General features: G+C 63.2%; 24 protein-coding genes. 15 read left to right on the top strand and 9 right to left on the bottom strand.

Annotated features, from left to right (window positions below; genetic code table 11):
- Nucleotides 1-255: 255 nt before the first annotated feature.
- Nucleotides 256-1,410: an OpgC family protein gene (locus tag C1A35_RS16595; protein ID WP_104665413.1), complete on the top strand. Its 1,155-nt coding sequence runs from the start codon at nt 256-258 to the stop codon at nt 1,408-1,410.
- 29 nt (nt 1,411-1,439) lie between these two features.
- Here C1A35_RS16595 and C1A35_RS16600 read toward each other — a convergent pair whose 3' ends face one another.
- Complete coding sequence (locus tag C1A35_RS16600) at nt 1,440-2,072, bottom strand: LysE family translocator (RefSeq protein ID WP_104665414.1); 633 nt, start codon at nt 2,070-2,072, stop codon at nt 1,440-1,442.
- A 156-nt stretch (nt 2,073-2,228) separates the two neighbouring features.
- Nucleotides 2,229-3,986 (bottom strand): glucan ABC transporter ATP-binding protein/ permease, encoded by a 1,758-nt coding sequence (locus C1A35_RS16605; protein WP_104665415.1) that lies wholly within the window; start codon nt 3,984-3,986, stop codon nt 2,229-2,231.
- Between the two features lie 390 nt (nt 3,987-4,376).
- Here C1A35_RS16605 and C1A35_RS16610 point away from each other — a divergent pair, with 390 nt between their 5' ends.
- Both C1A35_RS16610 and pyc read left to right on the top strand, forming a co-directional pair.
- Nucleotides 4,377-5,117 carry a helix-turn-helix transcriptional regulator gene (locus tag C1A35_RS16610; protein WP_077968407.1) on the top strand — a complete coding sequence of 247 codons (741 nt, stop codon included), beginning with the start codon at nt 4,377-4,379 and terminating at the stop codon, nt 5,115-5,117.
- A gap of 119 nt (nt 5,118-5,236) precedes the next feature.
- Nucleotides 5,237-8,695 carry a pyruvate carboxylase gene (gene pyc / locus C1A35_RS16615; protein WP_104665416.1) on the top strand — a complete coding sequence of 1,153 codons (3,459 nt, stop codon included), beginning with the start codon at nt 5,237-5,239 and terminating at the stop codon, nt 8,693-8,695.
- 292 nt (nt 8,696-8,987) lie between these two features.
- Here pyc and C1A35_RS16620 read toward each other — a convergent pair whose 3' ends face one another.
- From C1A35_RS16620 to C1A35_RS16630, 3 genes are all read right to left on the bottom strand, one after another.
- Nucleotides 8,988-9,749, bottom strand: coding sequence for an amino acid ABC transporter ATP-binding protein (locus C1A35_RS16620; RefSeq protein ID WP_104665417.1), 762 nt, complete (start codon nt 9,747-9,749; stop codon nt 8,988-8,990).
- Nucleotides 9,746-10,426, bottom strand: coding sequence for an amino acid ABC transporter permease (locus C1A35_RS16625; RefSeq protein ID WP_104665418.1), 681 nt, complete (start codon nt 10,424-10,426; stop codon nt 9,746-9,748). Before C1A35_RS16625 ends, C1A35_RS16620 begins: the two co-directional genes overlap by 4 nt.
- 106 nt (nt 10,427-10,532) lie before the next feature.
- Nucleotides 10,533-11,306 (bottom strand): amino acid ABC transporter substrate-binding protein, encoded by a 774-nt coding sequence (locus C1A35_RS16630; protein WP_104665419.1) that lies wholly within the window; start codon nt 11,304-11,306, stop codon nt 10,533-10,535.
- A 273-nt stretch (nt 11,307-11,579) separates the two neighbouring features.
- Here C1A35_RS16630 and C1A35_RS16635 point away from each other — a divergent pair, with 273 nt between their 5' ends.
- The 4 genes from C1A35_RS16635 to ispG all read left to right on the top strand — a co-directional run bounded on the left by C1A35_RS16635 (nt 11,580) and on the right by ispG (nt 15,582).
- Nucleotides 11,580-12,362, top strand: coding sequence for a DeoR/GlpR family DNA-binding transcription regulator (locus C1A35_RS16635; protein ID WP_104665420.1), 783 nt, complete (start codon nt 11,580-11,582; stop codon nt 12,360-12,362).
- Complete coding sequence (locus C1A35_RS16640) at nt 12,359-12,745, top strand: VOC family protein (protein WP_104665421.1); 387 nt, start codon at nt 12,359-12,361, stop codon at nt 12,743-12,745. The genes C1A35_RS16635 and C1A35_RS16640 overlap by 4 nt, the downstream gene beginning before the upstream one ends.
- A 29-nt stretch (nt 12,746-12,774) precedes the next feature.
- Nucleotides 12,775-13,959 (top strand): MFS transporter, encoded by a 1,185-nt coding sequence (locus C1A35_RS16645; protein ID WP_199772959.1) that lies wholly within the window; start codon nt 12,775-12,777, stop codon nt 13,957-13,959.
- A gap of 369 nt (nt 13,960-14,328) precedes the next feature.
- Nucleotides 14,329-15,582 (top strand): flavodoxin-dependent (E)-4-hydroxy-3-methylbut-2-enyl-diphosphate synthase, encoded by a 1,254-nt coding sequence (ispG, locus tag C1A35_RS16650; RefSeq protein WP_104665422.1) that lies wholly within the window; start codon nt 14,329-14,331, stop codon nt 15,580-15,582.
- Between the two features lie 44 nt (nt 15,583-15,626).
- Here ispG and C1A35_RS16655 read toward each other — a convergent pair whose 3' ends face one another.
- The 3 genes from C1A35_RS16655 to C1A35_RS16665 all read right to left on the bottom strand — a co-directional run bounded on the left by C1A35_RS16655 (nt 15,627) and on the right by C1A35_RS16665 (nt 18,327).
- Nucleotides 15,627-16,268, bottom strand: coding sequence for a LysE family translocator (locus C1A35_RS16655; protein WP_104665423.1), 642 nt, complete (start codon nt 16,266-16,268; stop codon nt 15,627-15,629).
- A gap of 84 nt (nt 16,269-16,352) precedes the next feature.
- On the bottom strand, nt 16,353-17,408 hold the full coding sequence (gene hisC / locus C1A35_RS16660) for a histidinol-phosphate transaminase (RefSeq protein WP_104665424.1): 1,056 nt from the start codon (nt 17,406-17,408) through the stop codon (nt 16,353-16,355).
- 4 nt (nt 17,409-17,412) lie between these two features.
- A complete protein-coding gene (locus tag C1A35_RS16665; RefSeq protein ID WP_104665425.1) occupies nt 17,413-18,327 on the bottom strand; it encodes a polyprenyl synthetase family protein in 915 nt (304 codons plus the stop codon).
- A gap of 145 nt (nt 18,328-18,472) precedes the next feature.
- On the opposite strand from C1A35_RS16665, the gene mtgA reads away from it, so the two are divergent.
- The 5 genes from mtgA to C1A35_RS16690 all read left to right on the top strand — a co-directional run bounded on the left by mtgA (nt 18,473) and on the right by C1A35_RS16690 (nt 21,601).
- Nucleotides 18,473-19,246, top strand: coding sequence for a monofunctional biosynthetic peptidoglycan transglycosylase (gene mtgA / locus C1A35_RS16670; RefSeq protein ID WP_104665426.1), 774 nt, complete (start codon nt 18,473-18,475; stop codon nt 19,244-19,246).
- A 103-nt stretch (nt 19,247-19,349) separates the two neighbouring features.
- Nucleotides 19,350-20,084, top strand: coding sequence for a DUF1868 domain-containing protein (locus C1A35_RS16675; protein WP_104665427.1), 735 nt, complete (start codon nt 19,350-19,352; stop codon nt 20,082-20,084).
- Entirely contained in the window at nt 20,081-20,728 is a 648-nt protein-coding gene (locus C1A35_RS16680; RefSeq protein WP_104665428.1) for a glutathione S-transferase family protein, read from the top strand. The genes C1A35_RS16675 and C1A35_RS16680 overlap by 4 nt, the downstream gene beginning before the upstream one ends.
- Nucleotides 20,729-20,873: 145 nt before the next feature.
- Nucleotides 20,874-21,059, top strand: a complete 186-nt coding sequence (gene rpmF, locus C1A35_RS16685; RefSeq protein ID WP_057254881.1) for a 50S ribosomal protein L32 — start codon at nt 20,874-20,876, stop codon at nt 21,057-21,059.
- A 140-nt stretch (nt 21,060-21,199) separates the two neighbouring features.
- Nucleotides 21,200-21,601, top strand: a complete 402-nt coding sequence (locus tag C1A35_RS16690; RefSeq protein WP_034802925.1) for a membrane protein — start codon at nt 21,200-21,202, stop codon at nt 21,599-21,601.
- A gap of 96 nt (nt 21,602-21,697) precedes the next feature.
- On the opposite strand, the gene phaR is transcribed toward C1A35_RS16690, so the two are convergent.
- Nucleotides 21,698-22,276 (bottom strand): polyhydroxyalkanoate synthesis repressor PhaR, encoded by a 579-nt coding sequence (gene phaR, locus C1A35_RS16695; RefSeq protein WP_104665429.1) that lies wholly within the window; start codon nt 22,274-22,276, stop codon nt 21,698-21,700.
- Between the two features lie 223 nt (nt 22,277-22,499).
- Between phaR and C1A35_RS16700 the strand changes: the two genes are divergently transcribed.
- From C1A35_RS16700 to C1A35_RS16710, 3 genes are read left to right on the top strand one after another with little or no spacing between them, the layout of a single operon-like run.
- Nucleotides 22,500-23,681 (top strand): acetyl-CoA C-acetyltransferase, encoded by a 1,182-nt coding sequence (locus C1A35_RS16700; RefSeq protein WP_043622249.1) that lies wholly within the window; start codon nt 22,500-22,502, stop codon nt 23,679-23,681.
- A 13-nt stretch (nt 23,682-23,694) separates the two neighbouring features.
- The gene (locus C1A35_RS16705; RefSeq protein ID WP_104665430.1) at nt 23,695-24,054 is read left to right on the top strand and encodes a hypothetical protein; all 360 of its coding nucleotides are present in this window, start codon (nt 23,695-23,697) and stop codon (nt 24,052-24,054) included.
- A gap of 17 nt (nt 24,055-24,071) precedes the next feature.
- On the top strand, nt 24,072-24,797 hold the full coding sequence (locus C1A35_RS16710) for a beta-ketoacyl-ACP reductase (RefSeq protein WP_104665431.1): 726 nt from the start codon (nt 24,072-24,074) through the stop codon (nt 24,795-24,797).
- Nucleotides 24,798-25,301 lie beyond the last annotated feature (504 nt).

Genomic DNA, 25,301 nt, shown 5'->3' on the forward strand with positions numbered 1-25,301 from the left:
GCCGGCACTGAAGACAGGATCAAACCGGCTTTGTTCCCGCAAGGGCAAGGCCGGTTTTTCTTTGCGGATCGACCGGCGGCACGACCTCGAAGGCCGGGTGTCGTGTCAATTCAAGCTGATGCGACCCCGCGCGTTTCAAGATGTGCGGTGCCGCTCCTCATGGTGCCGGCCATTCCGCTCGATTGACGGTATGGGCCACCGGCGCCCGTTTCAACAGGGATGGGGCGGGGCGCCAAATCCTGGAAAACGGACTGCATGCTGCAAAAGACTTTTCAGGGCGGCGCAAATTCTGCGACCGCCCGGATGGTTCCGAAGGAGCGCGACACCCGTCTCGACGTGTTCAGGGCGCTGTGTCTGCTGACGATCTTCGTCAATCACGTTCCCGGACAGTATCTCGAATACTTGACGCACAAGAACTTGGGCTTCTCCGATTCCGCTGAAGCCTTCGTGCTGATCTCCGGCCTGTCGGTCGGGATCGCCTATGGCGGCAAATTCGTCGCCGGCGGCCGGCTGGCGATGACGCTGAAGATCTGGCGCCGGGCGCTGGCGCTCTACGTCGCCCATATCATGACCAGCATCGTCACGCTGGCGATCTTTGCCGGGGGCGCGATCTATTTCGGAAGGCAGGACCTGATCGGTGAGATCAACATCCGCCCGATGGTGGAGCAGACGGAGCAGGGCATCGTCGCCATGGTGCTGCTCGGACATCAGCTCGGCTACAACAACATCCTGTCGATGTATGCGGCGCTGTTCCTGATGCTGCCGGGCATTCTCTGGCTGAATGGCATCAGCAAGAAATTGCTGCTGTTGCTCTCGGCCACGCTTTGGCTCGCCGCGGGCATCTTCAAGTTCGTGCCGTCGAACTTCCTCGACGAGGGCTACTGGTTTCTCAATCCCTGGTCCTGGCAGTTCCTGTTCGTCATCGGCGTCGTCATGATGACCTATGTGCGCAACGGTGGAACGTTGCCGCGATGGCCCTGGCTGATCGTGCTGTCCTGTGCCTACCTTGCCGTATCCGCCGTCTGGGTGCTTTTTTCCTTCTGGAGCATCGACCTTTCCTTCGGCCTTCCGGCAGTGCTCACCGGCTTCGACAAGACCTTCCTGTCTCTGCCGCGGCTTTTGCATGTACTGGCGCTTGGCTACCTCATCGCCGTGACGCCTCGGATCAGCAACCTTGCCAAGCTCGACGGCGATCATCCGCTGGCGGTCGTCGGGCGGCATTCGCTGCCGATCTTCATCTTCGGCACGATCCTGGCGATGTCCGGCCAGGTGCTCCTGTTCGTCACCGGGCGAAACCCGGTCTTCGGCAGCCTCTTCGTGATCGTCGGCATCGGCCTGCACTTCGCCTATGCCTACTATCTCGAATGGCTGCGCGGCATCGCGTCTGCCAAACCGCTAAGGGCGGCGTAGCAATCGCCGCCCTTGACCGTGCATCAGCGTCAGGTTCGGGAACCCAGCGCCAGACGGCAGGCCAGCCCCGTGAACACGCCGGCGAGGAGGTATTGCGGCAGCTTCGGGAAACGCCGGAATCCGGAGAGCCTCGCGCGCAGATGGCTGCCGGCGAGGATGACCGAGCCGTTCACGAGCAGGCCGATGCCGTTCAGGATGGTCGCAAGCAGAAGCATCTGCAGGACCATCGACCCGCCATTCGGGTCGACGAATTGCGGAAACAGGGCCAGCACGAAGAGCGCCATCTTCGGATTGAGCAGGTTCGTCATCAGTCCCTCGCCGAAGATCCGCTGGCCTGAGAGCCGCTTGAGCGTCGAAGCCGGGGATGCGCCCAAGGGATCCGAGCGGACGGTCTTCCAGGCGAGATAAAGCAGATAGACGCAGCCCGCCCAGCGGACGATCTCGTAGGCAACCGGTACGGAGACGAAGAGCTGCGAGAGGCCGAGCGCCGCCGCGAGCGCATGGCAGTAGGTGCCAAGCGCAATGCCGGCATAGGTGAGGAAGCCGGCTGCGCGTCCCTGGCTGACACTGCGCGAGGCAATGAGCAGCATGTCGGGGCCTGGCGTGGCGGTGAGCACGAGGCTTGCGGCGGCAAACAGAGCGATGGTTGAGATATCCGGCATTGGTGATTCCCTTGGAATTGAAGCCGGAATTCCCGTCTACCAACAATTTGGCGAATGACAAGACCTCCCGATGCGGCGCTCGCCCAAAAAAAGAAAAGCCACCCGCGGCTGACCGCGGGTGGCTTGATGTACGATTTGCCTGACGTCGGGCGAGCGTTACGCCGCCGTGTGGCTCATGCGGACGTCTTCGTCCGTCAGGATGCCGCTGGCGCGAAGCAGGGCTGCGAAGCGGCCGTTGCTCTGGCTGAGCTCGTTGAAGCCGCCCATCTCGACGATCCGGCCCTGATCCATGAAGATCACCAGGTCGGCCTCGCGCACCGTCGACAGGCGGTGGGCGATGATGAAGGTCGTGCGGTTCTTGCGCAGCGCATCGATCGCATCCTTGACGCGGTTCTCGGTCTCGACGTCGAGCGCGCTGGTCGCCTCGTCGAGCACCAGGATCGGCGCGTTCTTGAGGATGGCGCGGGCGATCGCCACACGCTGGCGCTCGCCGCCAGAAAGCCGGTTGCCGCGCTCGCCGACCACCGTGTCGTAACCGGTCGTGCGGCCCTCGATGAAGTCGCAGGCGGCGGCAGCTTCCGCTGCGGCCATGACTTCCTCGATCGTCGCGTCGTCGCGGCCAAGCCGGATGTTGTCCGAGATCGAACGGTTCATCAGGCCCGCATCCTGGAAGACGGTGGCGATCGAGCGGCGCAGCGACTTGCGCGTCACCTTCGAGATGTCGTTGCCGTCGATCAGGATCTGGCCGTCGCGCGGGTCATGGACACGCTGCAACAGGTTGACGAGCGTCGTCTTGCCGGCGCCGGTCGGGCCGACGATGGCGATCGTCTGGCCGGCCTTGGCGGTGAACGAGACGTTGTGCACGCCCTGGTTCGTGTTCGCAAAGTCGAAGGAAACGTTGCGGAACTCGACTTCGCCGGAAACAGCCGGAAGCTCTGTCGCACCGGCCGGTTCGTCGCGTTCGCGCACGGCGTCTTCGAGCGTGAAGAAGTCCTCGAGCTTGGCGCGGGCCTCGAAGATCTGCGTGACGAAGGCCTTCATCTGGTCGAGGCGACCGATCAGAAGGTTGGCAAAGCCGATGAAGGCGATGACTTCGCCGACGCCGAGCTCGCCGCGCTGCACCAGCACGGTGCCGATCACGAGGATCGCCATCATCGAAATGGTCGAGGCGACGCGGTTCAGGCCACTTGCCAGCGCCCACCAGTCGAGCACCGGGAACTGGGCGGAGATCAGCCGCTCGGTGAACTTCTTCAGCTCGCGGGTTTCAGCCTCGATGCGGTTGTAGCTGTGCACGACCGAAACGTTGCTGATGGCGTCGGAAACGTGGGAGAAAACCGTGTGGTAGTGGTTCTCGACCGAAGCCTGGCCTTCCTTGGTGCGGCTCATGACCACCTTGCTGATCACCACATAGAGCGCGCCGAGAACGACGAGCACGAGCGACAGGCGCACGTCCATGGCAAAGGCGGTCGGAACGAGCAGAACCAGCGCAACGGCGGTCGCCAGGTGCTGGCGCATGAATTCGAGCCAGAGGCCGAAGAGGGTTTCGCAGGCGCGCAGCAGCGTATGCAGCGCGTTCGACGTGCCGCGCTGGCTATGCCAGGCGAGCGGCATGGAAACGATACGACCGAAGGCTTCCGTCAAAAGCGTGGCGCGGCGGCCGTGGGCGAGCCGGTCCGCCTCGCGGGCGACGAGCACGAAGGCAACGGTGTTGAAGACGCCAAGGCCGGCCCACATCAAGAGCATCGGCGTGACCTCGCCCTTCGACGAAATGGCGTCGATGATGCGGCCGAACAGGATCGGTTCGGCAATCGTGATGGCTGCCAGAACGACGTTGGCTAGAACGATCGCCGAGACACGAAACTTGTGAACCGCAAGATACTGGAGCGCTCTTGCATACACCTGGAACAATGACACTGTCTCACCCCTTCCGGGTACCGGATTTGACGCGCCGCAGACCTTCTGCGGCGGATGCACCCGCGTCCTCGAGGTTCGCTTCGGCGGGCGGTAAAGCTTCGCGCCTTCAGGAGCACTCGGGGCCGCGCTGAGACGGTCTTTGGCGGCAATGGGAAGCCGTAGCCGGACGCATGGACAGCCACTCGTTTTCCCGTTTCGCTCGTCTGCGAGCTTGGCGAGAATATTCATAGTCTGCTATCTGTCGTGCCAACTCCGATTTCTTGCATATTTCGCATAAGACCGGGCGTGGTATGACGGATTATCGCGGGTGCAACATGAATGGTCGCTGAACGGTGCCTTTATGTCCGGATTCGGAAATGCGACCATATGCATCGACCTGGAAGGTGATCCATGAACATTACGCTGCTCGTACAGTTTCTCGCGCTTCTGGAGGAGATGAAGACTCGCGAGGAAATCATCCCGGAGTTCGAGCGCCTGCTCGATCGCTGCGGATTCGACTTCTACGGCGTCGTGCGCCAGCCCAAGCCGCATGACAACCCGCTCAGGCTGCTTCTTGCCGGTCGCTGGCCGGAAGGCTGGCCACAGATCTACATCCGCAAGAAGTTCGTGGTGATCGACCCGACCATCCGCTATCTCGGCCACGCCCAGCGTGGTTTTCGCTGGCGCGACACGCTGTTTGCCTTCCGCTCCGATCCGCATCGCAAGCGTATGGAAAGCATGATGATCGAGGCGCGCAACCACGGCCTCTACGACGGCTATATCTTCCCGGTGCACGGCCGGCGTGGCCTGCTTGGCAACCTGACGGTCGGCGGTCGCGTCGTCGATCTGAGCCCGGTCGAGATCAGCCTGTTCGATTCGATTGCCAAGCGGCTGTTCTGGAAGCTGCTCGACCTGACCGACCCGGAGGTTTCGGCCGAGCTCGGTTCGCGCGTCGAGGTGCAGATGACGCGGCGCGAAATGGAAGCGCTCAACTATCTGGCCGACGGCATGACCTCCAACGACATCGGCAAGGTGCTCGATATTTCGAGCCACACCGTCGATTGGTACATGAACGGAATCCAGGAGAAGCTGAAGGCCAAGAACCGCCACCACGTCGTGGCGATCGCCTTCCGTCTCGGCCTGATTTCCTAAAGTCGAAAGGCATTCGGTTTCCTGTCGCTTCTGAAATTGCGCTCTGCCCGGTGACTCGCTAATACTTTATTTCGCGGGTGCAGCATTTCCCGCAATATCAAGTCATTGAGGAGACCGACTTGCCTATCTCGAAGATCCTTGTTGCCAACCGTTCTGAAATTGCCATCCGCGTTTTTCGCGCTGCAAACGAACTCGGTCTGAAAACGGTCGCGATATGGGCGGAAGAGGATAAACTGGCGCTGCACCGCTTCAAGGCGGACGAAAGCTACCAGATCGGCCGCGGTCCGCATCTTGCCCGCGACCTCGGGCCGATCGAAAGCTATCTCTCGATCGAGGAAGTCATCCGGGTCGCCAAGCTCTCGGGCGCCGACGCCATTCATCCGGGCTACGGCCTGCTGTCGGAAAGCCCGGAATTTGTCGATGCCTGTGACGCCGCCGGCATCATCTTCATCGGTCCGCGGCCGGCGACGATGCGCCAGCTCGGCAACAAGGTGGCGGCGCGCAACCTTGCCATTTCCGTTGGCGTTCCGGTCGTGCCGGCCACCGATCCGCTGCCCGATGACGAAAAGGAAATCCATCGCCTGGCGGCCGAAATCGGCTATCCGGTCATGCTCAAGGCTTCCTGGGGCGGCGGCGGTCGCGGCATGCGCGCCATCCGCGACCCGAAGGACCTGATCCGCGAGGTGACGGAGGCCAAGCGCGAAGCCAAGGCCGCCTTCGGCAAGGACGAGGTCTATCTCGAAAAGCTGGTCGAGCGCGCCCGTCACGTCGAAAGCCAGATCCTCGGCGATACCCACGGCAATGTCGTGCATCTGTTCGAGCGCGACTGCTCCATCCAGCGCCGCAACCAGAAGGTCGTCGAGCGCGCGCCGGCGCCCTACCTCTCGGATGCGCAGCGCCAGGAACTGGCCAATTATTCGCTGAAGATCGCCGCGGCGACGAGCTATGTCGGCGCCGGCACGGTCGAGTACCTGATGGACGTCGATAGCGGCAAGTTCTACTTCATCGAGGTCAACCCGCGCATCCAGGTCGAGCACACCGTCACCGAAGTGGTGACCGGCATCGATATCGTCAAGGCGCAGATCCACATCCTCGACGGCGAGGCGATCGGCACGCCGGCATCCGGTGTGCCTGAGCAGGCTGACATCCGCCTCAACGGCCACGCGCTGCAGTGCCGCATCACCACCGAGGATCCGGAGCAGAACTTCATTCCCGACTATGGCCGCATCACCGGCTATCGTTCGGCAGCCGGTTTCGGCATCCGGCTCGACGGCGGCACCGCCTATACCGGCGCCTACATCACCCGCTACTACGATCCGCTGCTGGTGAAGGTCACGGCTTCGGGCAGCACGCCGGCCGAAGCCATCAGCCGCATGGACCGGGCGCTGCGCGAGTTCCGCATCCGCGGCGTCGCCACCAACCTCACCTTCCTCGAGGCGATCATCGGCCACGAGCAGTTCCGCAACAACACCTACACGACCCGCTTCATCGACACGACGCCGGAGCTGTTCCAGCAGGTGAGGCGCCAGGACCGCGCGACCAAGCTCCTGACCTATCTGGCGGACGTCACCGTCAACGGCCACCCGGAGGCCAAGGGCCGCCCGAGGCCGCCGGCGGATGCGGCAAAGCCGGTCGTGCCGTTCATTCAGGGCGAAATCCCTGATGGCACCAAGCAGAAGCTCGACGCACTCGGCCCGAAGAAGTTCGCCGAGTGGGTGCGCGGTGAAAGCCGCGTTTTCCTCACCGACACGACCATGCGCGATGGCCATCAGTCGCTCTTGGCGACCCGCATGCGCACGCATGATATCGCCCGCGTCGCCGGCACCTATGCCCGCGCCCTGCCGCAGCTGTTCTCGCTCGAATGCTGGGGTGGTGCGACCTTCGACGTTTCCATGCGCTTCCTCACCGAAGATCCGTGGGACCGCCTGGCGCGCATTCGCGAGGATGCGCCGAACCTGCTGCTGCAGATGCTTCTGCGCGGCGCCAACGGCGTCGGCTACAAGAACTATCCCGACAACGTCGTGAAGTACTTCGTCCGCCAGGCGGCGAAGGGCGGCATCGACGTCTTCCGCGTCTTCGACTGCCTCAACTGGGTCGACAACATGCGGGTGTCGATGGAGGCGGTTGCCGAGGAAAACCGCATCTGCGAGGCGGCGATCTGCTACACCGGTGACATCCTGAACTCGGCGCGCCCGAAGTACGATCTCAAGTACTACACGGCGCTGGCCGCCGAGCTCGAAAAGGCCGGCGCGCACATGATCGCCGTCAAGGACATGGCGGGCCTGTTGAAGCCGGCGGCCGCACGCGTGCTCTTCAAGGCGCTGCGCGAAGCGACGGATCTGCCGATCCATTTCCACACGCACGACACCTCGGGCATCGCCGCTGCAACCGTGCTTGCTGCGGTCGATAGCGGCGTTGATGTGGTCGACGCGGCGATGGACGCACTCTCCGGCAACACCTCGCAGCCGTGCCTCGGCTCGATCGTCGAGGCGCTGCGCGGCTCGGATCGCGATCCCGGTCTCGATCCCGAATGGATCCGCCGCATCTCCTTCTATTGGGAAGCGGTGCGCTACCAGTACGCGGCCTTTGAAAGCGACCTCAAGGGGCCGGCGTCCGAAGTCTACCTGCATGAAATGCCGGGCGGCCAGTTCACCAATCTCAAGGAACAGGCGCGCTCGCTGGGGCTTGAGACCAAGTGGCACCGGGTCGCCCAGGCCTATGCCGACGCCAACCAGATGTTCGGCGATATCGTCAAGGTGACGCCGTCCTCCAAGGTCGTCGGCGACATGGCGCTGATGATGGTCTCCCAGGACCTGACGGTTGCCGACGTCGAGAACCCGGCCAAGGACATCGCTTTCCCGGATTCGGTCGTCTCGATGCTGAAGGGCGATCTCGGTCAGCCCCCGGGCGGCTGGCCGGAAGCGCTGCAGAAGAAGGCGCTGAAGGGAGAGAAGGCCTATACCGCCGTTCCCGGCTCGCTGCTGCCGCCGGCCGACCTCGATGCGGAGCGCAAGGCGATCGAGGACAAGCTCGAGCGCAAGGTCGACGACTTCGAATTCGCTTCCTACCTGATGTATCCGAAGGTCTTCACCGACTATGCGGTCGCTGCCGATACCTATGGTCCGGTCAGCGTGCTGCCGACGCCCGCCTATTTCTACGGCCTTGCGCCGGGCGAGGAGCTGCAGCCGGAAATCGAGAAGGGCAAATCGCTGGTGATCCTGCACCAGGCCAAGAGCGAGCCGGACGAGAAGGGCATGGTCAAAGTGTTCTTCGAACTCAACGGCCAGCCGCGCCTGATCAAGGTTCCGGACCGCAACCGCAGTGCGACGAGCGCCGTGCGCCGCAAGGCCGAAGGCGGCAATGCCGCCCAGCTCGGCGCACCGATGCCGGGCGTCATCTCGACCGTCGCCGTTAGCGCCGGTCAGGCGGTCAAGGCCGGCGACGTGCTTCTGTCGATCGAGGCGATGAAGATGGAAACGGCGCTGCACGCCGAGAAGGACGGCACGGTTGCCGAAGTGCTGGTGCGCGCCGGCGACCAGATCGACGCCAAGGACCTGCTGATCGTCTTCGACGCGTAAGCGTTTGCCACACCGACAGACAGAAACGGCCGGATGCGAATCCGGCCGTTTCTGTTTTGCGATGGATGAGACGGCGGCTGCTTAGCGCCTGGGCCAGCTTCTCCCTCCGTCATCCTCGGGCTTGACCCGAGGATCCACTCCCAGGCAGGGGACATCGCGCACCCCCTGGTCTGAAGCAGGCTTGCGTTTGGATCCTCGGGTCGAGCCCGAGGATGACCGTGAAGAAGCGAGGACTGGAGACGCATGTTGCCTCCCGCTTCCTATCCAACGGAACCGGTCCCAATGCTTCCCTTCAAATTTCGTAGTCGTGCGGGGCGCTCAGCGAAGCAATGAACTTCTTGGTGCGCTCGCGCTCCGGTGCCGAGAAGATCGTCTTCGGCGCGCCGCTTTCGACGATGAGGCCGCCGTCGAGGAAGATCACCTTGTCGGCAACGCGCGAGGCGAGCCGGAGATCGTGGGTGGCCATGACCATGGTGGTGCCTTCGCGGGCAAGGCGGCTCAGGACTTCGACGACTTCTTCCGCCAGTTCAGGGTCGAGCGCCGAGGTCGGCTCGTCGCAGAGAAGCACGCGCGGCGACGGGGCAAGGGCGCGGGCGATCGCCACGCGCTGCTGCTGGCCGCCGGAAAGCGTCGCCGGCCAAGCGTCGGCCTTGTGCGCCATGCCGACCTTTTCGAGCAGTTCCATGGCCCGCGTCTTCGCCCTGTCCGCCGGCCATTTCAGCACGGTGACGAGGCCTTCCATGACATTGCCGAGTGCCGTCTGGTGCGGGAAGAGCTGGAAGTTCTGGAACACCATGCCGGTCTGCCGGCGCAGACGCTGGATCGCCGTCCAGCCGATCTTGCGGCCGGGAGAGAATTCGAGCTTCTCGTCGCCGAGCTTGATCGCTCCGGAGGTCGGGATCTCCAAGAGATTGATGCAACGCAGCAGCGTGCTCTTGCCGCCGCCGGATGGGCCGACCAGTGCGGTCACCGTGCCCTCGGCGAGTGCGACGGAAATATCCTTCAGCACGAGATTGTCGCCGAAACGCTTTTCGATGTGGGAGAGCTCGATCATGCACGTGCCTCCAGGAAGCCGCCATAGCGGGCGAAGCGTCGCTCCAGCCTGACCTGCAAGGCCGAGAGCACCGAGCTCATGGCGAGATAGATCAGTGCCGCCAGAATGTAGAGGATCAGCGGCTCGTAGGTGGTGGCGACGATGCGCTGCGCCGTCTGGAACATCTCCGGCACGGTGATGGCGGCGGCAAGCGAGGTGTCTTTCACCAGCGAGATGAAGGTATTCGAAAGCGGCGGCACGGCGACGCGGGTCGCCTGCGGCAGGATGGTGCGGCGCATGGCCTGGCTCCAGCTCATGCCGATGGAGTAAGCCGCCTCCCATTGGCCACGGGGCACCGACGAGATGACTGCGCGGATGATTTCGGACGTATAGGCGCCGACGTTCAGCGAGAAGCCGATGAGGGCGGCGGTGAAGGCGTCGAGCAAGATGCCGGCGCTGGGAAGGCCGTAGAAGATCACGAACAGCTGGACGAGCAGCGGCGTGCCGCGGATCACCCAGACGTAGAACCTGGCGATGGCGACGACCGGCGCCGGCCCGAACAGGCGGGCAACGGCGGTGACGAGACCGAGGATCAGGCCGAAGATGAAGGACAGCAGCGTCAGCGGGATGGTGAAGGTAAGGCCGGCCCACAGCAGGGACGGCAGCGAATCCAGCATCAATTGGAGCCAGGTAGGCAAGGGGCGGGCCTTTCAAAAAGCGCGATCCGCCCCGGGGACCGGAACGGATCGCTTTTCATAGCCGAGAACGGCCGGCTGAGAAACCGGCCGCAACGTCGGTCGGAGGTTACTTCGAGACGTCGGCGCCGAAGTACTTCTGCGAGATCTTGTCGTAGGTGCCGTCGGCCTTGATGTCGACGAGCGCCTTGTTGATCGCTTCCAGCAATTCCGGCTCGCCCTTGCGGATGATGATGCCAGAGAAGTCGGCATCGGCCTGTTCGGCGGCGATCTTCACCGGCGCATCGGGCTTCTTCTTCTTGAAGTCGAGGAAGGAGAGGCTGTCGTTGATCGTCGCATCGGCGCGGCCGGTCAGGACGAGCTGGATCGACTGGTCGAAACCGTCGGTGCCGACGAGTTCGGCGCCCGATGCGGTCGCGAGCTTGCCGAAGTTGCTGGTCAGCGACTGGGCGGCGTTCTTGCCCTTGAGATCGGCAAAGCCCTTGATCTCCTCGTTGTCGCTCTTGACGATCAGCACGGCCTTGGAGGCGATATAGGGCTCGGAGAAATCGTACTTTTTCTTGCGCTCGTCGGTGATGCCGACCTGGTTGATGACCGTGTCGTAGCGGTTGGCGTCGAGGCCGGCGATCAGGCCATCCCACTTGCCTTCGAGGAATTCGGCCTTCACGCCGAGCTTTTCCGCAACCGCCTGGCCGATCTCTACGTCGAAGCCGACGAGCGCGCCCGAGGCGTCGTGATAGGTGAAGGGGGCATAGGTGCCCTCGGTGCCGATCTTCAGCACACCGGCGGACTTGATCGCATTGAGGTTTTCGCCGGCTTCAGCGGCGGACAGCGCGGCAACCTGAATCAGAGCGGCGGCAAACAGCGTGGGGAGGAGTTTCATCTTGATTTTCCATCTTCTTTCTGGCCCGGCCCGTCGTCCGGATTGAGCGGACAATCGCATAAAAAATCGGCGATCTGAGCGTATAAAACACCAATTCCCGAGCGTTTTGATGAAGAATTTTCCTCGAAATCGTGCTGGTGGCGCGCAAGAGCCGCGGTTTGCGGAAAATCGCTTCCCGATCCGATTTGGTCGCTGCATCGACTTGAAAACGGTTTCAAGAGTTGTTATGCACATTTATAGCGATTCATGCACGTTTATGCACGGTTGATGAAAATGTCAGGCGAACTCCTTCTTCGTGAGCGAAAGACGCTGATCCAGGAGCGGCTGAAGGCCAACGGCCGGGTGCTGGCTGCTGACCTTGCGGCCGAGCTCAGCGTTTCCGAAGACACGATCCGCCGCGATCTCCGGGAAATGGCCGCGGCGGGACTGTGCGAGCGCGTCTATGGCGGTGCCCTGCCTCTTGCCCCGGCGGCGCACAGCACCTTGAGCGAGCGGGTGGCCATGGCGCCGGAACGCAAGGCGGCGCTGGCGCGCACGGCGGTCGGCCTGATCAAGTCGGGCATGACCGTGTTTCTCGATGCCGGCTCCACCAACTTGGCTATTGCCCAGCTGATCGAGCCGGAGCTGCCGGTCACCATCGTCACCAATACGCCGCTGATAGCCGTGGCACTCATGGAGAAGCCGGGTGTCGACCTCATTCTGCTCGGTGGCCCGCTCAACCGCGCGGTTGGCGCCGCCATCAGCGCGCGGGCGCAGCGCGATGCCGAACTGCTTCGGCCGGATCTCTGTTTTCTCGGCACCTGCGGCGCCGACGCGATCGCGGGCCTGACGGCGATCTATTTCGAAGACGCGGAATTCAAGCGGCTCATTGCCTTGCGCAGCCAGCGCCTTGTTGTCGCCGTCACCAGCGACAAGCTCGGTACGGCCGCAGCGCACGGGGTCGTCAATATCAATGACAAGGTGACGCTGCTGCTCGAGGCGGATGCGTCGGCCGAGCATCGCACGGCATTCGAGGCAACAGGGGCAGAGATCCTGATGGCGGGAGAGACGGAATGACGACGATCACGCATGTGGCGCTCTGGACCCGTGATCTCGAGGCGATCGCCGGCTTCTGGTCGGCATTCTTCGGCGCCGAGGTCGGCGAAATCTATGAAAGCCGGCGCCGCCCGGGTTTTCGCTCGCGTTTCCTGACGCTTGGCGACGGGCCGGCATTCGAGATCATGGAAGGCCCCTGGGTCGGGCCTGCCGATCCCGCCGAAGAGCGAACCGGCCTTGCCCATGTGGCGCTGTCGCTCGGCAGCGAGCAGGCGGTCGATGCCATGGCCGCGCGCGCCGAAGCCGAGGGCATTCTGGTGGCAAAGCCGCGTCTTACCGGCGACGGCTTCTATGAGGCGGTCGTTCGCGACCCTGACGGAAATCTGATCGAAATCACAGTTTGAGCCGGACGAGCCGGCACAGAGGCAAGACCATGGACCAACGTTCTCCCACCGCGACCGGCCGCCAGGGCTACATGACCCGCAACCGGCTGGCGGTTTCGCTGCTCTTCCTGTTGAACGGCTTCGTCATCGGCAGCTGGGCGCCGAAGATCCCCGAATTCAAGGACCGGCTCGGCATCAGCGAAAGCGTGCTCGGCCTGTTGATCCTGATGTTCGGTATCGGCTCACTGGTGCTGATGCCGATTGCCGGGGGGTATATCGCCCGTGTGGGTTCGCAGAAGGTCGTCAAGGTCACCGCCATCGTCCTGTCGCCGTTGCTCCTGCTCTTGACGCTTGTGCCAGATGTCTGGACGGCGGCCATCGCCATGTTCCTGCTCGGCGGTTTTGCCGGCGCGATGGACGTCGCGATGAACGCCAATGCGGTCGAGGTCGAAAAATCGATGCGCCGGGCGATCATGTCGTCCTGCCATGCCTATTGGAGCCTCGGCGGTCTGATCGGTGCCGGTATCGGCGGCTTCCTCATGGCCCGCTTCGGCGTGCTGCCGCATGTGCTGGTCGTCACGGCAATCTGCCTGGTATTGATCGCGATCGCCTGGCCGATGATCCTGGCCGACAAGCCGCATCCGGGCGCCGCCAAGGAGAAGCTGCGCCTGCCGATGACCCCGCTTCCCTGGCTGATCGGCATCATGGCGCTGTTCTCGATGGTGCCCGAGGGCACAGTGCTCGACTGGGGCGCGCTCTATCTGCGCAACGAGCTTGGCGCCTCCATTGAGCTTTCCGGCTTCGGCTTTGCCGCCTTCTCCGCCACCATGGCGACCATGCGTTTTGCCGGCGATTTCGTGCGCGATCGTTTCGGCGCCAGGAGGACGCTGCGCATCTGCACGGTCACCGCCCTCGTCGGCATGGTCATCGCGGGCACGGCGCCCAATGCCTATATCGCCATCCTCGGCTTTGCGATCGCCGGCATCGGCATCTCCAACATGGTGCCGATCGCGTTTTCGGCCGCCGGCAACATGCCGGGCCTGCAGCCGGGTATCGGCCTCTCGGTCGCGACCTTCATGGGTTACTCGGGCATGCTGTTCGCACCGTCGTTGATCGGCTTCGTTGCCGAGCATACGGGCTTTGCGATCATCTTTGCCTCGGTGCCGGTGCTCTTCATCGTCGTGCTCCTGCTGTCGCACCATGCGGCGCATGCGGACCACGCCAAGGGACACTGAGCCGCGGAGGGCGCGTGCCGTACATATGCCCCTCATCCGGCCTGCCGGCCACCCTCTCCCCGCTCGCAGGGAGAAGGAAATACGGGGCGGTCTCCAGCCTCCTCGCATACTCAGCGTACGTTGCGGACAGAGCCACGAGCGCTCGGCGTGTCCCTTCTCCCCGCCTGCGGGGAGAAGGTCGCGGCAGCGGGATGAGGGGCCTTCACGCCCGAGGCCGCCATCAAATCGCCGTCAGGGCATGATGTCGCCGTTGACAATCAGGCTTTCCTCATCCACCTGATGGGCAAATGGTCAGGGCGAGTTGAGGAAAGTCCATGCGGGTTGCGCCCCGCATCCTCGCCCGGCTCAGTGACCCACGAAGAGGCCTTCATGTCTTCCGCCTTCGATTTCGATCCGCAGCCCCGCCGCGCCTCTGTTGCCGTCGATGTCGGCGGCGTCATCGTCGGGGGCGGCGCGCCGGTCGTGGTCCAGTCGATGACCAACACCGACACGGCCGATATCGATGGGACCGTGGCCCAGGTGGCGGCCCTGCACAAGGCCGGCTCGGAACTGGTGCGCATCACCGTCGACCGCGACGAAAGTGCCGCCGCCGTGCCGAAGATCCGCGAGCGGCTCGAGCGCCTTGGTCTCGACGTGCCGCTCGTCGGCGACTTCCACTACATCGGCCACAAGCTCCTGGCCGACCACCCGGCCTGCGCCGAGGCGCTGGCGAAATACCGCATCAATCCGGGCAATGTCGGCTTCAAGGACAAGAAGGACAAGCAGTTCGCCGAGATCATCGAGATGGCGATCCGCTACGACAAGCCGGTGCGCATCGGCGTCAACTGGGGGTCGCTCGACCAGGAACTGCTGACGCGGCTGATGGACGAAAACCAGGCGAACGGCTTTCCGCTGACCGCCCAGCAGGTGACGCGCGAAACGATCGTGCAGTCGGCGCTGCTCTCGGCGGATCTTGCCGAAGAGATTGGTCTGGCACGCAATCGCATCATCCTCTCGGCCAAGGTTTCCGGCGTCCAGGACCTGATCGCCGTCTACGCCATGTTGTCGGCCCGCTCCGACCATGCGCTGCATCTCGGCCTTACCGAAGCCGGCATGGGCACCAAGGGCATCGTCGCCTCCTCCGCTTCGCTCGGCATCCTGATGCAGCAGGGCATCGGCGACACGATCCGCATCTCGCTGACGCCCGAGCCCGGCGGCGACCGCACCCGCGAGGTGCAGGTGGCCCAGGAACTGCTACAGGTCATGGGCTTCCGCCAGTTCATTCCTGTTGTTGCCGCCTGTCCCGGCTGTGGCCGCACCACATCGACCGTGTTCCAGGAGCTCGCCCAGAAGATCCAGGACGACATCCGCCGCAACATGCCGGTCTGGCGCGAGAAGTATCCCGGCGTCGAGGGCCTGAAGGTCGCGGTCATGGGCTGCATCGTCAACGGCCCCGGCGAAAGCAAACATGCCGATATCGGCATCTCCTTGCCGGGCACCGGCGAAATGCCGGCCGCTCCCGTCTTCATCGACGGCGAGAAGGCGATGACCCTTCGTGGGCCGAACATTGCCGGTGACTTCGAGACGCTGGTTTCCGACTATATCGAGAAGCGCTACGGCCGCGGCCAGGCGGCCGCCGAGTAATCGGTTTCGCTGAAGGGGCCGTCCGACGCCGGACGGTCTCGAATCTAAAGCCGCGACGTCAGCAGCTTGAAGCCGGCAAAGGCGAAGAAGCCGGCCATCAGGCTTTCGATCCAGCGCCGGGACTTCAGATAGGCGCGGTGCACCGGCGTCAGCGAGAAGACGATCGCAAAGCCACAGAAGGTCATCAGGCCGAGCATCATGCAGCCGCCGATGAAGACGGCGGTAACGCCGACCGGCGCGCCCGCGGGCATGCCGAGCGAAACCAGCATGATCCAGGAAAAGATCGCCTTGGGGTTGGTCAGGTGGATACCGAGGCCCTTGAGATAGAGCCGCTTCAGAGAGGTCTGCACCTTCGCCGTCGCCACGATCGCGCTTCTGTCGCTGCGCATGGCGGCGCGCAGCGCATTGTAGGCGAGCCAGAAGAGGTAACAGGCGCCGGCGATCTTCAGGACGATGATCGCATGGCCATAGGCGCGGATCAGCGCCGAGAGGCCGGAGGCCGTCAGCATCGCCCAGGTATAACTTCCCGTCAGTACGCCGAGGGCAAGCGACAGGCCCGCCTTGCGTCCCTGGCTGACCGAGGTGGTAATAATGGCAAGGATCGCCGGCCCCGGGGAGGCGGTGGCGATCAGATAGGCGGTCCAGGCGACGAGAAGCTGCGGCAGATAGGGCGTCGGGTCGAACATGCGAGAAAAGCTCCGGCTCGGTCGCCGGAGGCTAGATCAGTTCGTCGCCCGTTTGAAACGGCGAAATGTCACCGAGACAAGATCTCAGAGGATCTCGTCGAGCGCTTCGGTCAGCCGCGCGCATTCCTGATCGGTGCCGATGGTGATGCGCAGGAAATCGGAAATGCGCGGCTTGGCGAAATGGCGCACCAGCACGGCGCGCTCGCGGAGCGCCTTCATCAGCGTTTCGCCGCTATGGCCGGGATGGCGGGCAAAGACGAAATTGGCCCCTGATGGCAGAACCTCGAAGCCACGCCTGGTGAGGTCCATGGTGAGGCGCTCGCGCGACGCGATGATTTTTGTCCGCGTCTCCTCGAACCAGGCCTCGTCCTCGATCGCGGCAATGGCGCCGGCCTGGGCCGGGCGGCCGAGCGGATAGGAGTTGAAGCTGTCCTTCACCCGTTCCAGCGCCTCGATCAGCGGCCGCTGGCCGATGGCGAAGCCGACGCGCAAGCCCGCAAGCGCACGCGACTTGGAGAAGGTCTGGACGACCAGCAGGTTCTCGTATTTCGAAACCAGTTCTGCCGCCGACTGGCCGCCGAAATCGACATAGGCCTCGTCGATGACGACGGGCTGGTCCGGATGGCTTGCGACCAGGCGTTCGATGGCGGCGAGCGGCAAAGCGATGCCGGTCGGAGCGTTGGGGTTCGGCAGGATGATCGCGCCGCAGGGCCGGTCGTAATCGGCGAGATCGATCTCGAAGCGATTGTTGAGCGGCACCTCGACCGTGTCGATCTCGAAGAGCCGCGCATAGGTCGAATAGAAGCTGTAGGAGATATCCGGGTAGAGCAGCGGCGCATCGTGCTTGAGCAAGCCAGCGAAGATGTGCGCCAGCACCTCGTCGGAGCCATTGCCGACGAAGACTTCGGCTGCCGTGACCCCAACGCGTGCGGCAATCGCCTCGCGAAGCTTCAGCGCCAGCGGGTCGGGATAGAGCCTCAGGTCATCGCTCGCGGCCGCGCGGACCGCGTCGAGCACCTTTTCAGAAGGGCCGTAGGGGCATTCGTTGGTGTTGAGCTTCACCAGGTTTTCGATGCGCGGCTGTTCGCCCGGCACATAGGGCTTCAGTGCGGAGACGATCGGGGACCAGTATTTGCTCATGGATCTAGCTCCTGCGGTTGGCGATGAAGCGGGCGGTTTCGACGAGAATGGCCGAGCGCTCGCCATAGGGCGCAAGCAGCGCTTCGGCTTCCGCGACCAGCTGCTCCAGTCGTTCTTCTGCCCAAGCCTGGCCACGCAGTGCGACGAGCGTGCCCTTGCCGCGGGCGGCGTCCTTGCCGGTGGCCTTGCCCATGGTCTCAGCGTCGGCGGTCAGGTCGAGCAGGTCGTCGGCGAGCTGGAAGGCGAGGCCGATCTTTTCGCCGAAGGCGCGAAGCTGCGCGCGATCGTCCTTTGAGGCGCCGGCGACGATGGCGCCGGCCTCGCAGGCGAAACGGATGAGCGCGCCCGTTTTCATCGCCTGCAGCGTGACGATCCCGGCCTCGTCGGGGGCCGACTTTTCCGCGGCCAGATCGAGCGCCTGTCCGCCGGCCATGCCGCCGTGACCGGCAGCGCGTCCAAGGGCCAGAACCAGCTCCACCTTCTGCGCATCCGAAAGCGATGTCTCGGGAGCAGCGATAATGTCGAAAGCGAAGGTCAGCAGGCTGTCGCCGGCGAGGATCGCCGTCGCCTCGTCGAAGGCCTTGTGCACGGTCGGCTGGCCGCGGCGCATATCGTCGTCGTCCATGGCCGGAAGGTCGTCATGGACGAGCGAATAGCAATGCACGCATTCGAGTGCTGCGCCGACGCGCAAGGCGGCATCGCCGTCGCCGCCGAGCAGATCGGCGCATTCGATCACCAGGAAGGGCCGCAAGCGCTTGCCGCCGTTCAGCACGCCGTGCCGCATGGCGGCGAGCAGGTTTGCCGGCCGGGCGATCTCGCCCTCTTCCATCGTCGAGCCGAGCAGACGCTCGAGCAGAGCTCCGACGGCGCGGGTATTGCTGGCGAGGCGGCGGGTAAAGGGCGATGGTTCCTGGCTCATGCGCGCTCTTTGGCATGGGCGAAGAGGGCTTTCAACGGGGATTCGTGTCGCAGCCGCGCGCTTTCCCTGGGACAGCCTGCTGCGCGCCTTGCCTTTTGCCATAAAGCCCGTTCAACTCTGCCTGCGCATGCACTAAGAGAAGCGGATGGACAGCGAGGTGAACAGTCAGGCCGCGAACGTCGTTCCGGAAGCGTGCGAGGAGGGCGAAGTGCCTTCCAGTCGCTGGTCTTCGCTTCGCCGGACATTGCGCACGCGACGTCGCCAGATCGTCCTGGCCCTCCTGGGTCTCATCGCCCTGCCCTATGTCCTCATCGTTCTCTATCTCGTCGAGTTCATCCACCCCGTCTCGACGCTGATGCTGCGCGACCTCGTGCTTCTGCGCGGCTATGACCGGCAATGGGTGGAATTCGAGAACATCGCCCCGGTCCTGGTGCAGTCGGTGATGATGTCGGAGGATGGCCAGTTCTGCGCCCATGACGGCGTCGACTGGGGGCAGATGCGCGGTGTCGTCGAGGATGCGCTCGAAGGGGAATCGACCCGCGGCGCCAGCACCATTCCGATGCAGACGGTCAAGAACCTCTACCTCTGGAACGGCCGTTCGTTCCTGCGCAAGGGCATGGAACTGCCTCTGGCGGTGGCCGCCGATTTCGTCTGGAGCAAGCGTCGGATGATGGAGATCTACCTGAACGTCGCCGAATGGGGCGACGGGATCTACGGTATCGAGGCCGCCGCCCGCCATCATTTCGGCGTTTCCGCGGCCAAGCTGTCGCGGCGTCAGGCAGCCTTGCTTGCGGTGTCCCTGCCCAATCCGAAGGAACGCAACGCCGGCAAACCCGGCCGTGGGCTCAAGCGTCTTGCAAACCTGATCGAACGCCGCGCCAGCCGCTCCGGCGGTTACATCACCTGCCTTTATAACTAGGATCAGACCTTTTCATTGGATGCGCTCGCCGGGCGATGTCATGCTCGCGTAGTAGAGTTCTGCCATCTGGGCCTCTCTCAACCTGGAAGGCCCGATTGCTCCCATGACCCTGGTATCCCCTTCGCTTCTCGCCTTTGGCCGCAGCGCCAACGATGCTCCGCCGCGACATCTCCGAACGCGCTACAACACCGATGGCCGCTTCCTGCCGGAACCGGGCAACACGGTCGTGTCTCACGTTACCGCCGGAACGCCGTCCGAGGTGGCTGTCCTTGCGGTGCGCGAACGATTGATGGCGATGCCCGAGGCGGGGCAATTCGCCTTTACCGCGCCCTCCAGCCTGCACATGACGATCTTCCAGGGTATCATCGAATATCGCCGCAAACTCCCGTACTGGCCAGCTGACATGCCGCTCGACACATCGATCGACGCGATGACCGAGCATTACCGCGAACGGCTGAAGCATTTTGCACCGCTGCAGCCGTTCCTGGCGCGGGTGACCGAGATCACCCCGACCGGCCTCGCGCTCGAAGGCGACGGTGCGGCCGATCGCGCGTGCCTCAGGGCGTGGCGCGATGCTTTCGCCGACGCCTTCGGCTATCGCCACCCGGACCATGAAAACTACGCATTCCACATCACCTATGCTTACCCCGTCGACTGGCTCGCCGACGCGGCGCTGCCGCGCTGGCAGAGGATGCTGGACGAACAGCTTGCCTACCTCACGGAGCGGGCGCCGGTGATCGAACTCGATCCGCCGGCCTTCTGTTCCTTCGAGGACATGAACCATTTCGAGGAACTGATCGTTTTCTCGGAGAAATCAGCCATCAAGGAACAGAAATGACCGGACTTACCCTTTACGTCGGCAACAAGAACTATTCGTCCTGGTCGATGCGGCCGTGGATGGCGATGACGGCCGCCGGCATCGATTTTACGGACGTGGTCATTCCGTTCGATTTCGCCGCCGGCAACCCGGAGATTCGGGCGATCTCGCCGACCGGGAAGGTGCCGCTGCTGCGCCATGGCGACCTGCTCGTGTGGGAGTCGCTTGCGATCATCGAATACGTCTCCGAGCTCTTTCCCGATGCCGGTCTGTGGCCGGCGGACCGTCAGGCCCGCGCCCGGGCGCGCAGCTATTCGATGGAAATGCTCTCGGGCTTTCGGGCGCTGCGTGGCGCCTGCCCGATGAACATTCGCCGTCCGAAAAAGGCACTCGACGTGACTGCGGACGTTCGCGCCGACGTCGCCCGTATCGAAGAGATCTGGAAGGAGGCGCTCGCCCGATCCGGCGGCCCGCTCCTCTTCGGCGCCTTCAGCGCGGCCGATGCGATGTACGCTCCTGTGGTCAACCGCTTCGACGCCTATGATCTCGTTGCGGATCCAGAAACGCTCGGTTACATGAAGCGCATGAAGGCACATCCGGCTTTCCTCAAATGGGAAGAGGCCGCCCGCGCCGAGCCCTGGGTCGTTGCTGAAGACGAGGTCTGAAAAGGTCGAGTCGAAAAATTGGCCGTGGGGACTGGTCAAACAGCAGTTGGCCATGTATAAGCGCGCCAAATTTCCGTGATTGACATCTGTTTGACACGGCCATTTCGGCTGCTGAACAGTGTTTGCCCGATAAGTGGAGAATGAAATGGCTGTACCTAAAAGAAAAACGAGCCCGTCCAAGCGTGGCATGCGCCGTTCGGCTGACGCTCTGAAGACCCCGACCTACGTCGAAGACAAGAACTCCGGCGAACTGCGTCGCCCGCACCACATCGACCTGAAGACCGGCATGTATCGCGGCCGTCAGGTTCTGACCCCGAAGGAAAACGCATAAGCGTTTCCATTCGTGGACGATTTACAAAGGGCTGGCTCTGCCGGCCCTTTTGTTTTGCATCTGACATGATCTTGCTGGGGCGCCATGCTATCGCTGGAACCTCATGCGAAGACACGGCATGACGTGGTCAAGGAGTTCCGATGCTTGCTGCCATACCGCTGCTGATCCTGCCTTTTGCCATCTACAATCTCGCGATGATCGGAATGTTTGGCGGCCTCGCCGGCCTGAACGCCGATATGGTGTCGCTCTCCATGCTGTCAGGCGCCACATGGACGATGCGCTTCGGCGACCTTCTGATCGTCGGCGCCCTGCTGCTGCTCTTCGTCGAACTGTTGAAGGCGACGCGCACGAGCAGCCGCGCGCTGATGGACCATCTGCTGTCGATGATCCTGTTCATCGTCTTCCTGATCGAGTTCCTGCTTTTGGCGCCGGCGGCAACCCAGCTCTTCTTCATCCTGATGACCATCAGCTTCATCGACGTCATCGCCGGCTTTGCCGTGTCGATGCGCTCGGCCGGCCGGGACGTGTCTATCGGCCTCTAGGGGCAGACGGTTCGGGGCGCGTCGCCCCGATTTCCGCGATCGCTGTTTCAGGTGAGGTGAAGGCAGGAAGCCATTCTCCCTGCCTGGTGGCCCTGCTCAGCCGAGATTGTCGAGCTTGGTCTGGAGCGCGCGCAGCTGCTCCTTCAGTTCGTCGATATCCTTCGCCTCGGCCTTCTTGGTTTCCTTCACCGGCGGGGCGGTGATGAAGGGCGAAAACATCTGCATCGCCTGATGGAACATCTCGGTGTTGCGGCGTACCTGCTCTTCGACAAGTTGCAGCGGAACCTGCAGATTCTTGCCGAGCGGCGTGTCGCCGAAGGCCTTGTTGATCTGTTCGCGCATCTGCGATTGCTGCTCGGTGAAAGCCTGCATCGAGTGCTCGAGATAGCTCGGCACGACCATCTGCATCTGGTCGCCATAGAAGGAGATCAGCTGGCGCAGGAAGGAGATCGGCAGCAGCGTGTTGCCGGTCTTGGATTCCTGCTCGAAGATGATCTGCGTCAGCACGGAATGGGTGATGTCCTCGCCGGATTTCGCATCCTGAACGACGAAGTCTTCGCCCTTCTTCACCATCACGGCCAGGTCGTCGAGCGTGACATAGGTGCTGGTCCCGGTGTTGTAGAGCCGCCGGTTCGCATATTTCTTGATAACGATCTGGCCTTCGTGCTTCGCCATCAGGGTCTCCTCTCCCCCATCATCCCGTCTTTATTGCGTTTTTCAGAGTATCCGCAAAAGAGCGCCGCTGACAATGTCTTTGTGCGTTGCGGCGACGCAAGTGCGAAATCTTGCGGTTGCGTCTCAGGTGACGCTTTTGTGGCACTGCATCAAGGCGTTTGACTTGCGTCGCGCGCTTTGCCAGTCTGCCTGCATTAGGCACGAAAAACTGAGGAAACGTCCCATGAGCAATCCCTCCATCGTGATCGCCAGCGCCGGCCGCACCGCGGTCGGATCCTTCAACGGTGCCTTTGGCAACACGCCGGCGCACGAACTGGGCGCCGCCGTCATCAAGGGCGTGCTCGAGCGCGCAGGCGTCGAAGCAGGCGAGGTCGACGAGGTTATCCTCGGCCAGGTGCTGCAGGCCGGCGAAGGCCAGAACCCGGCGCGCCAGGCGGCCATGAAAGCCGGCGTTCCTCAGGAAAAGACCGCCTGGGGCATGAACCAGCTCTGCGGCTCGGGTCTTCGTGCCGTCGCGCTCGGCATGCAGCAGATTGCAACCGGTGATGCTGAAATCATCGTCGCCGGCGGCATGGAATCCATGTCGATGGCGCCGCATTGCTCGCATCTTCGCGGCGGCGTGAAGATGGGCGACTTCAAGATGATCGACACGATGATCAAGGACGGCCTGACCGACGCCTTCTACGGCTATCACATGGGCATCACCGCCGAAAATGTCGCCCGCCAGTGGCAGCTCAGCCGCGAGGAGCAGGATGCGTTTGCGCTTGCCTCGCAGAACAAGGCCGAGGCAGCACAGAAGGCCGGGCGCTTCGTCGACGAGATCATTCCCTTCATCGTCAAGGGCCGCAAGGGCGACGTCACCGTCGACCAGGACGAATATATCCGCCACGGTGCAACGCTCGACCAGATGACCAAGCTGCGTCCCGCCTTCGACAAGGAAGGCACGGTCACCGCCGGCAACGCCTCCGGCCTCAATGACGGCGCCGCCGCAACGCTGCTGATGACCGAGGCACAGGCCTCCAAGCGCGGCATCCAGCCGCTCGCCCGCATCGTGTCCTGGGCAACCGCCGGCGTCGATCCGCAGGTCATGGGCACTGGCCCGATCCCGGCATCGCGAAAGGCGCTGGCAAGAGCCGGCTGGGCGATCGGCGACGTCGAACTGGTGGAAGCCAACGAGGCCTTCGCCGCCCAGGCCTGCGCCGTCAACAAGGATCTCGGCTGGGATCCGTCGATCGTCAACGTCAACGGCGGCGCGATCGCCATCGGCCACCCGATCGGCGCCTCCGGCGCCCGCGTGCTCAACACGCTGCTCTTCGAGATGAAGCGCCGGGGCGTTTCCAAGGGGCTCGCAACGCTTTGCATCGGCGGCGGCATGGGCGTCGCCATGTGCGTCGAACGGCTCTGATCGGTCTGGCGGCATGAACAGCGCCAGATGGGTTCCGTTTTCCCTGCTTCTGGCCGGTTCGCCGATCGTTTCCGCGCATGCCAATCCCGCACCTCTCGACGAGGTGCGGCTGGCTCAGTGCATGCTGGAAAATACGACTTCCGACGAGGAGAGCGTTTTCAAGGACGTGATGGTCGCGGCCTTGAGAGATGACAACGACGCGCTGAAGGTGTCGCTGGACCAACTCTCCACAGTGATGATGGATCTCGCTCTGACGAAGTGCGAGGTGGCTCTGTCCGCGCTTGCGACGCCGCAGTTTCAAACGGCCGCCGGGCTCTACGGACAACAGGTCGGCGAAAAGCTGATGAAGAAGGCATTCGAAAAACTGAACTGATCAAGTGGGAGGCGCATATGAGCAGGGTAGCATTGGTCACGGGTGGGTCGCGCGGCATTGGTGCTGCAATTTCCATCGCACTCAAGAATGCCGGCTACAGGGTGGCTGCCAACTATGCCGGCAATGACGAGAAGGCGCAGGCCTTCAAGCAGGAAACCGGCATCCCGGTCTACAAGTGGGACGTCTCCAGCTACCAGGCCTGTGCCGAAGGCATCGCCAAGGTCGAGGCGGATCTCGGACCGGTCGAGGTGCTCGTCAACAATGCCGGCATCACCCGCGACGCGATGTTTCACAAGATGACGCCGGAGCAGTGGGGCGAGGTGATCGGCACCAACCTGACCGGTCTCTTCAACATGACGCATCCGCTGTGGTCGGCCATGCGCGACCGCGGCTTCGGCCGCGTCATCAACATCTCGTCGATCAACGGCCAGAAGGGCCAGATGGGCCAGGCCAACTATTCGGCGGCCAAGGCCGGCGATCTCGGCTTCACCAAGGCGCTTGCCCAGGAAGGGGCCGCCAAGGGCATCACGGTCAACGCCATCTGCCCGGGTTACATCGGCACGGAGATGGTGCGGGCGGTGCCGGAGAAGGTGCTCAACGAGCGCATCATCCCGCAGATCCCGGTCGGCCGGCTCGGCGAGCCGGAGGAAATCGCGCGTTGCGTGGTGTTCCTCGCGTCCGACGACGCCGGCTTCATCACCGGTTCCACGATTTCGGCCAATGGCGGACAGTTTTTCGTCTGAGCATCAGGTGCGCAAAACGCTTGCGGACGGCGCCTTTCGAGGCGCCGTTTTCATGTGTGGAGCGGCGCGCGGCTCCTGCACGAAATCCTGAAGTTGCGCTGGCGCCTCCGTTTCCGGATTGCGGCGTAGACACTATATCTTGTGGAGAACAAAGCTGGAATCACGCTCGGCCTGCGAGTCGCCGCCGCATGTTCCCGCATTGGTCGCGGCGCCGGAGTGCGATTCTCATTCTCTTCATCAGGTGAATCCCTGACGAAAATCGTTAAAAATTTTCCAGGCTTTCCAGAGTCTTGGATTCCGAATCCTTGGGGTTATCCGCCGACAAAACCGTCGCTGTTGATGCGGCTTCCGGGGCGCTCTGTGCGGATTCACCACCGGATTCAGCATGTGGTGCCACCTTCGGTGTTGAAATCTATATGTAGTCGTGAACATACAGTGAATCGCAGCGAGTCTTCGATTCGTCGCCGATTCGTTCCACGGCTGTTCCGAATCCCGATCGTGCCA

Origin of the sequence: Ensifer adhaerens (genome assembly GCF_002940685.1) — a bacterium.
GTDB classification, from domain to species: domain Bacteria; phylum Pseudomonadota; class Alphaproteobacteria; order Rhizobiales; family Rhizobiaceae; genus Ensifer; species Ensifer adhaerens_E.

Coding starts and splice junctions, on each gene's coding strand:
- hisC (WP_104665424.1), bottom strand. CDS start 17,408: ATGAGCAAATACTGGTCCCCGATCGTCTCCGCACTGAAGCCCTATGTG.
- mtgA (WP_104665426.1), top strand. CDS start 18,473: ATGGACAGCGAGGTGAACAGTCAGGCCGCGAACGTCGTTCCGGAAGCG.
- C1A35_RS16675 (WP_104665427.1), top strand. CDS start 19,350: ATGACCCTGGTATCCCCTTCGCTTCTCGCCTTTGGCCGCAGCGCCAAC.
- C1A35_RS16690 (WP_034802925.1), top strand. CDS start 21,200: ATGCTTGCTGCCATACCGCTGCTGATCCTGCCTTTTGCCATCTACAAT.
- C1A35_RS16630 (WP_104665419.1), bottom strand. CDS start 11,306: ATGAAACTCCTCCCCACGCTGTTTGCCGCCGCTCTGATTCAGGTTGCC.
- C1A35_RS16680 (WP_104665428.1), top strand. CDS start 20,081: ATGACCGGACTTACCCTTTACGTCGGCAACAAGAACTATTCGTCCTGG.
- C1A35_RS16645 (WP_199772959.1), top strand. CDS start 12,775: ATGGACCAACGTTCTCCCACCGCGACCGGCCGCCAGGGCTACATGACC.
- rpmF (WP_057254881.1), top strand. CDS start 20,874: ATGGCTGTACCTAAAAGAAAAACGAGCCCGTCCAAGCGTGGCATGCGC.
- C1A35_RS16640 (WP_104665421.1), top strand. CDS start 12,359: ATGACGACGATCACGCATGTGGCGCTCTGGACCCGTGATCTCGAGGCG.
- C1A35_RS16610 (WP_077968407.1), top strand. CDS start 4,377: ATGAACATTACGCTGCTCGTACAGTTTCTCGCGCTTCTGGAGGAGATG.
- C1A35_RS16710 (WP_104665431.1), top strand. CDS start 24,072: ATGAGCAGGGTAGCATTGGTCACGGGTGGGTCGCGCGGCATTGGTGCT.
- C1A35_RS16665 (WP_104665425.1), bottom strand. CDS start 18,327: ATGAGCCAGGAACCATCGCCCTTTACCCGCCGCCTCGCCAGCAATACC.
- C1A35_RS16655 (WP_104665423.1), bottom strand. CDS start 16,268: ATGTTCGACCCGACGCCCTATCTGCCGCAGCTTCTCGTCGCCTGGACC.
- ispG (WP_104665422.1), top strand. CDS start 14,329: ATGTCTTCCGCCTTCGATTTCGATCCGCAGCCCCGCCGCGCCTCTGTT.
- C1A35_RS16700 (WP_043622249.1), top strand. CDS start 22,500: ATGAGCAATCCCTCCATCGTGATCGCCAGCGCCGGCCGCACCGCGGTC.
- C1A35_RS16600 (WP_104665414.1), bottom strand. CDS start 2,072: ATGCCGGATATCTCAACCATCGCTCTGTTTGCCGCCGCAAGCCTCGTG.
- C1A35_RS16635 (WP_104665420.1), top strand. CDS start 11,580: ATGTCAGGCGAACTCCTTCTTCGTGAGCGAAAGACGCTGATCCAGGAG.
- C1A35_RS16705 (WP_104665430.1), top strand. CDS start 23,695: ATGAACAGCGCCAGATGGGTTCCGTTTTCCCTGCTTCTGGCCGGTTCG.
- phaR (WP_104665429.1), bottom strand. CDS start 22,276: ATGGCGAAGCACGAAGGCCAGATCGTTATCAAGAAATATGCGAACCGG.
- C1A35_RS16595 (WP_104665413.1), top strand. CDS start 256: ATGCTGCAAAAGACTTTTCAGGGCGGCGCAAATTCTGCGACCGCCCGG.
- C1A35_RS16620 (WP_104665417.1), bottom strand. CDS start 9,749: ATGATCGAGCTCTCCCACATCGAAAAGCGTTTCGGCGACAATCTCGTG.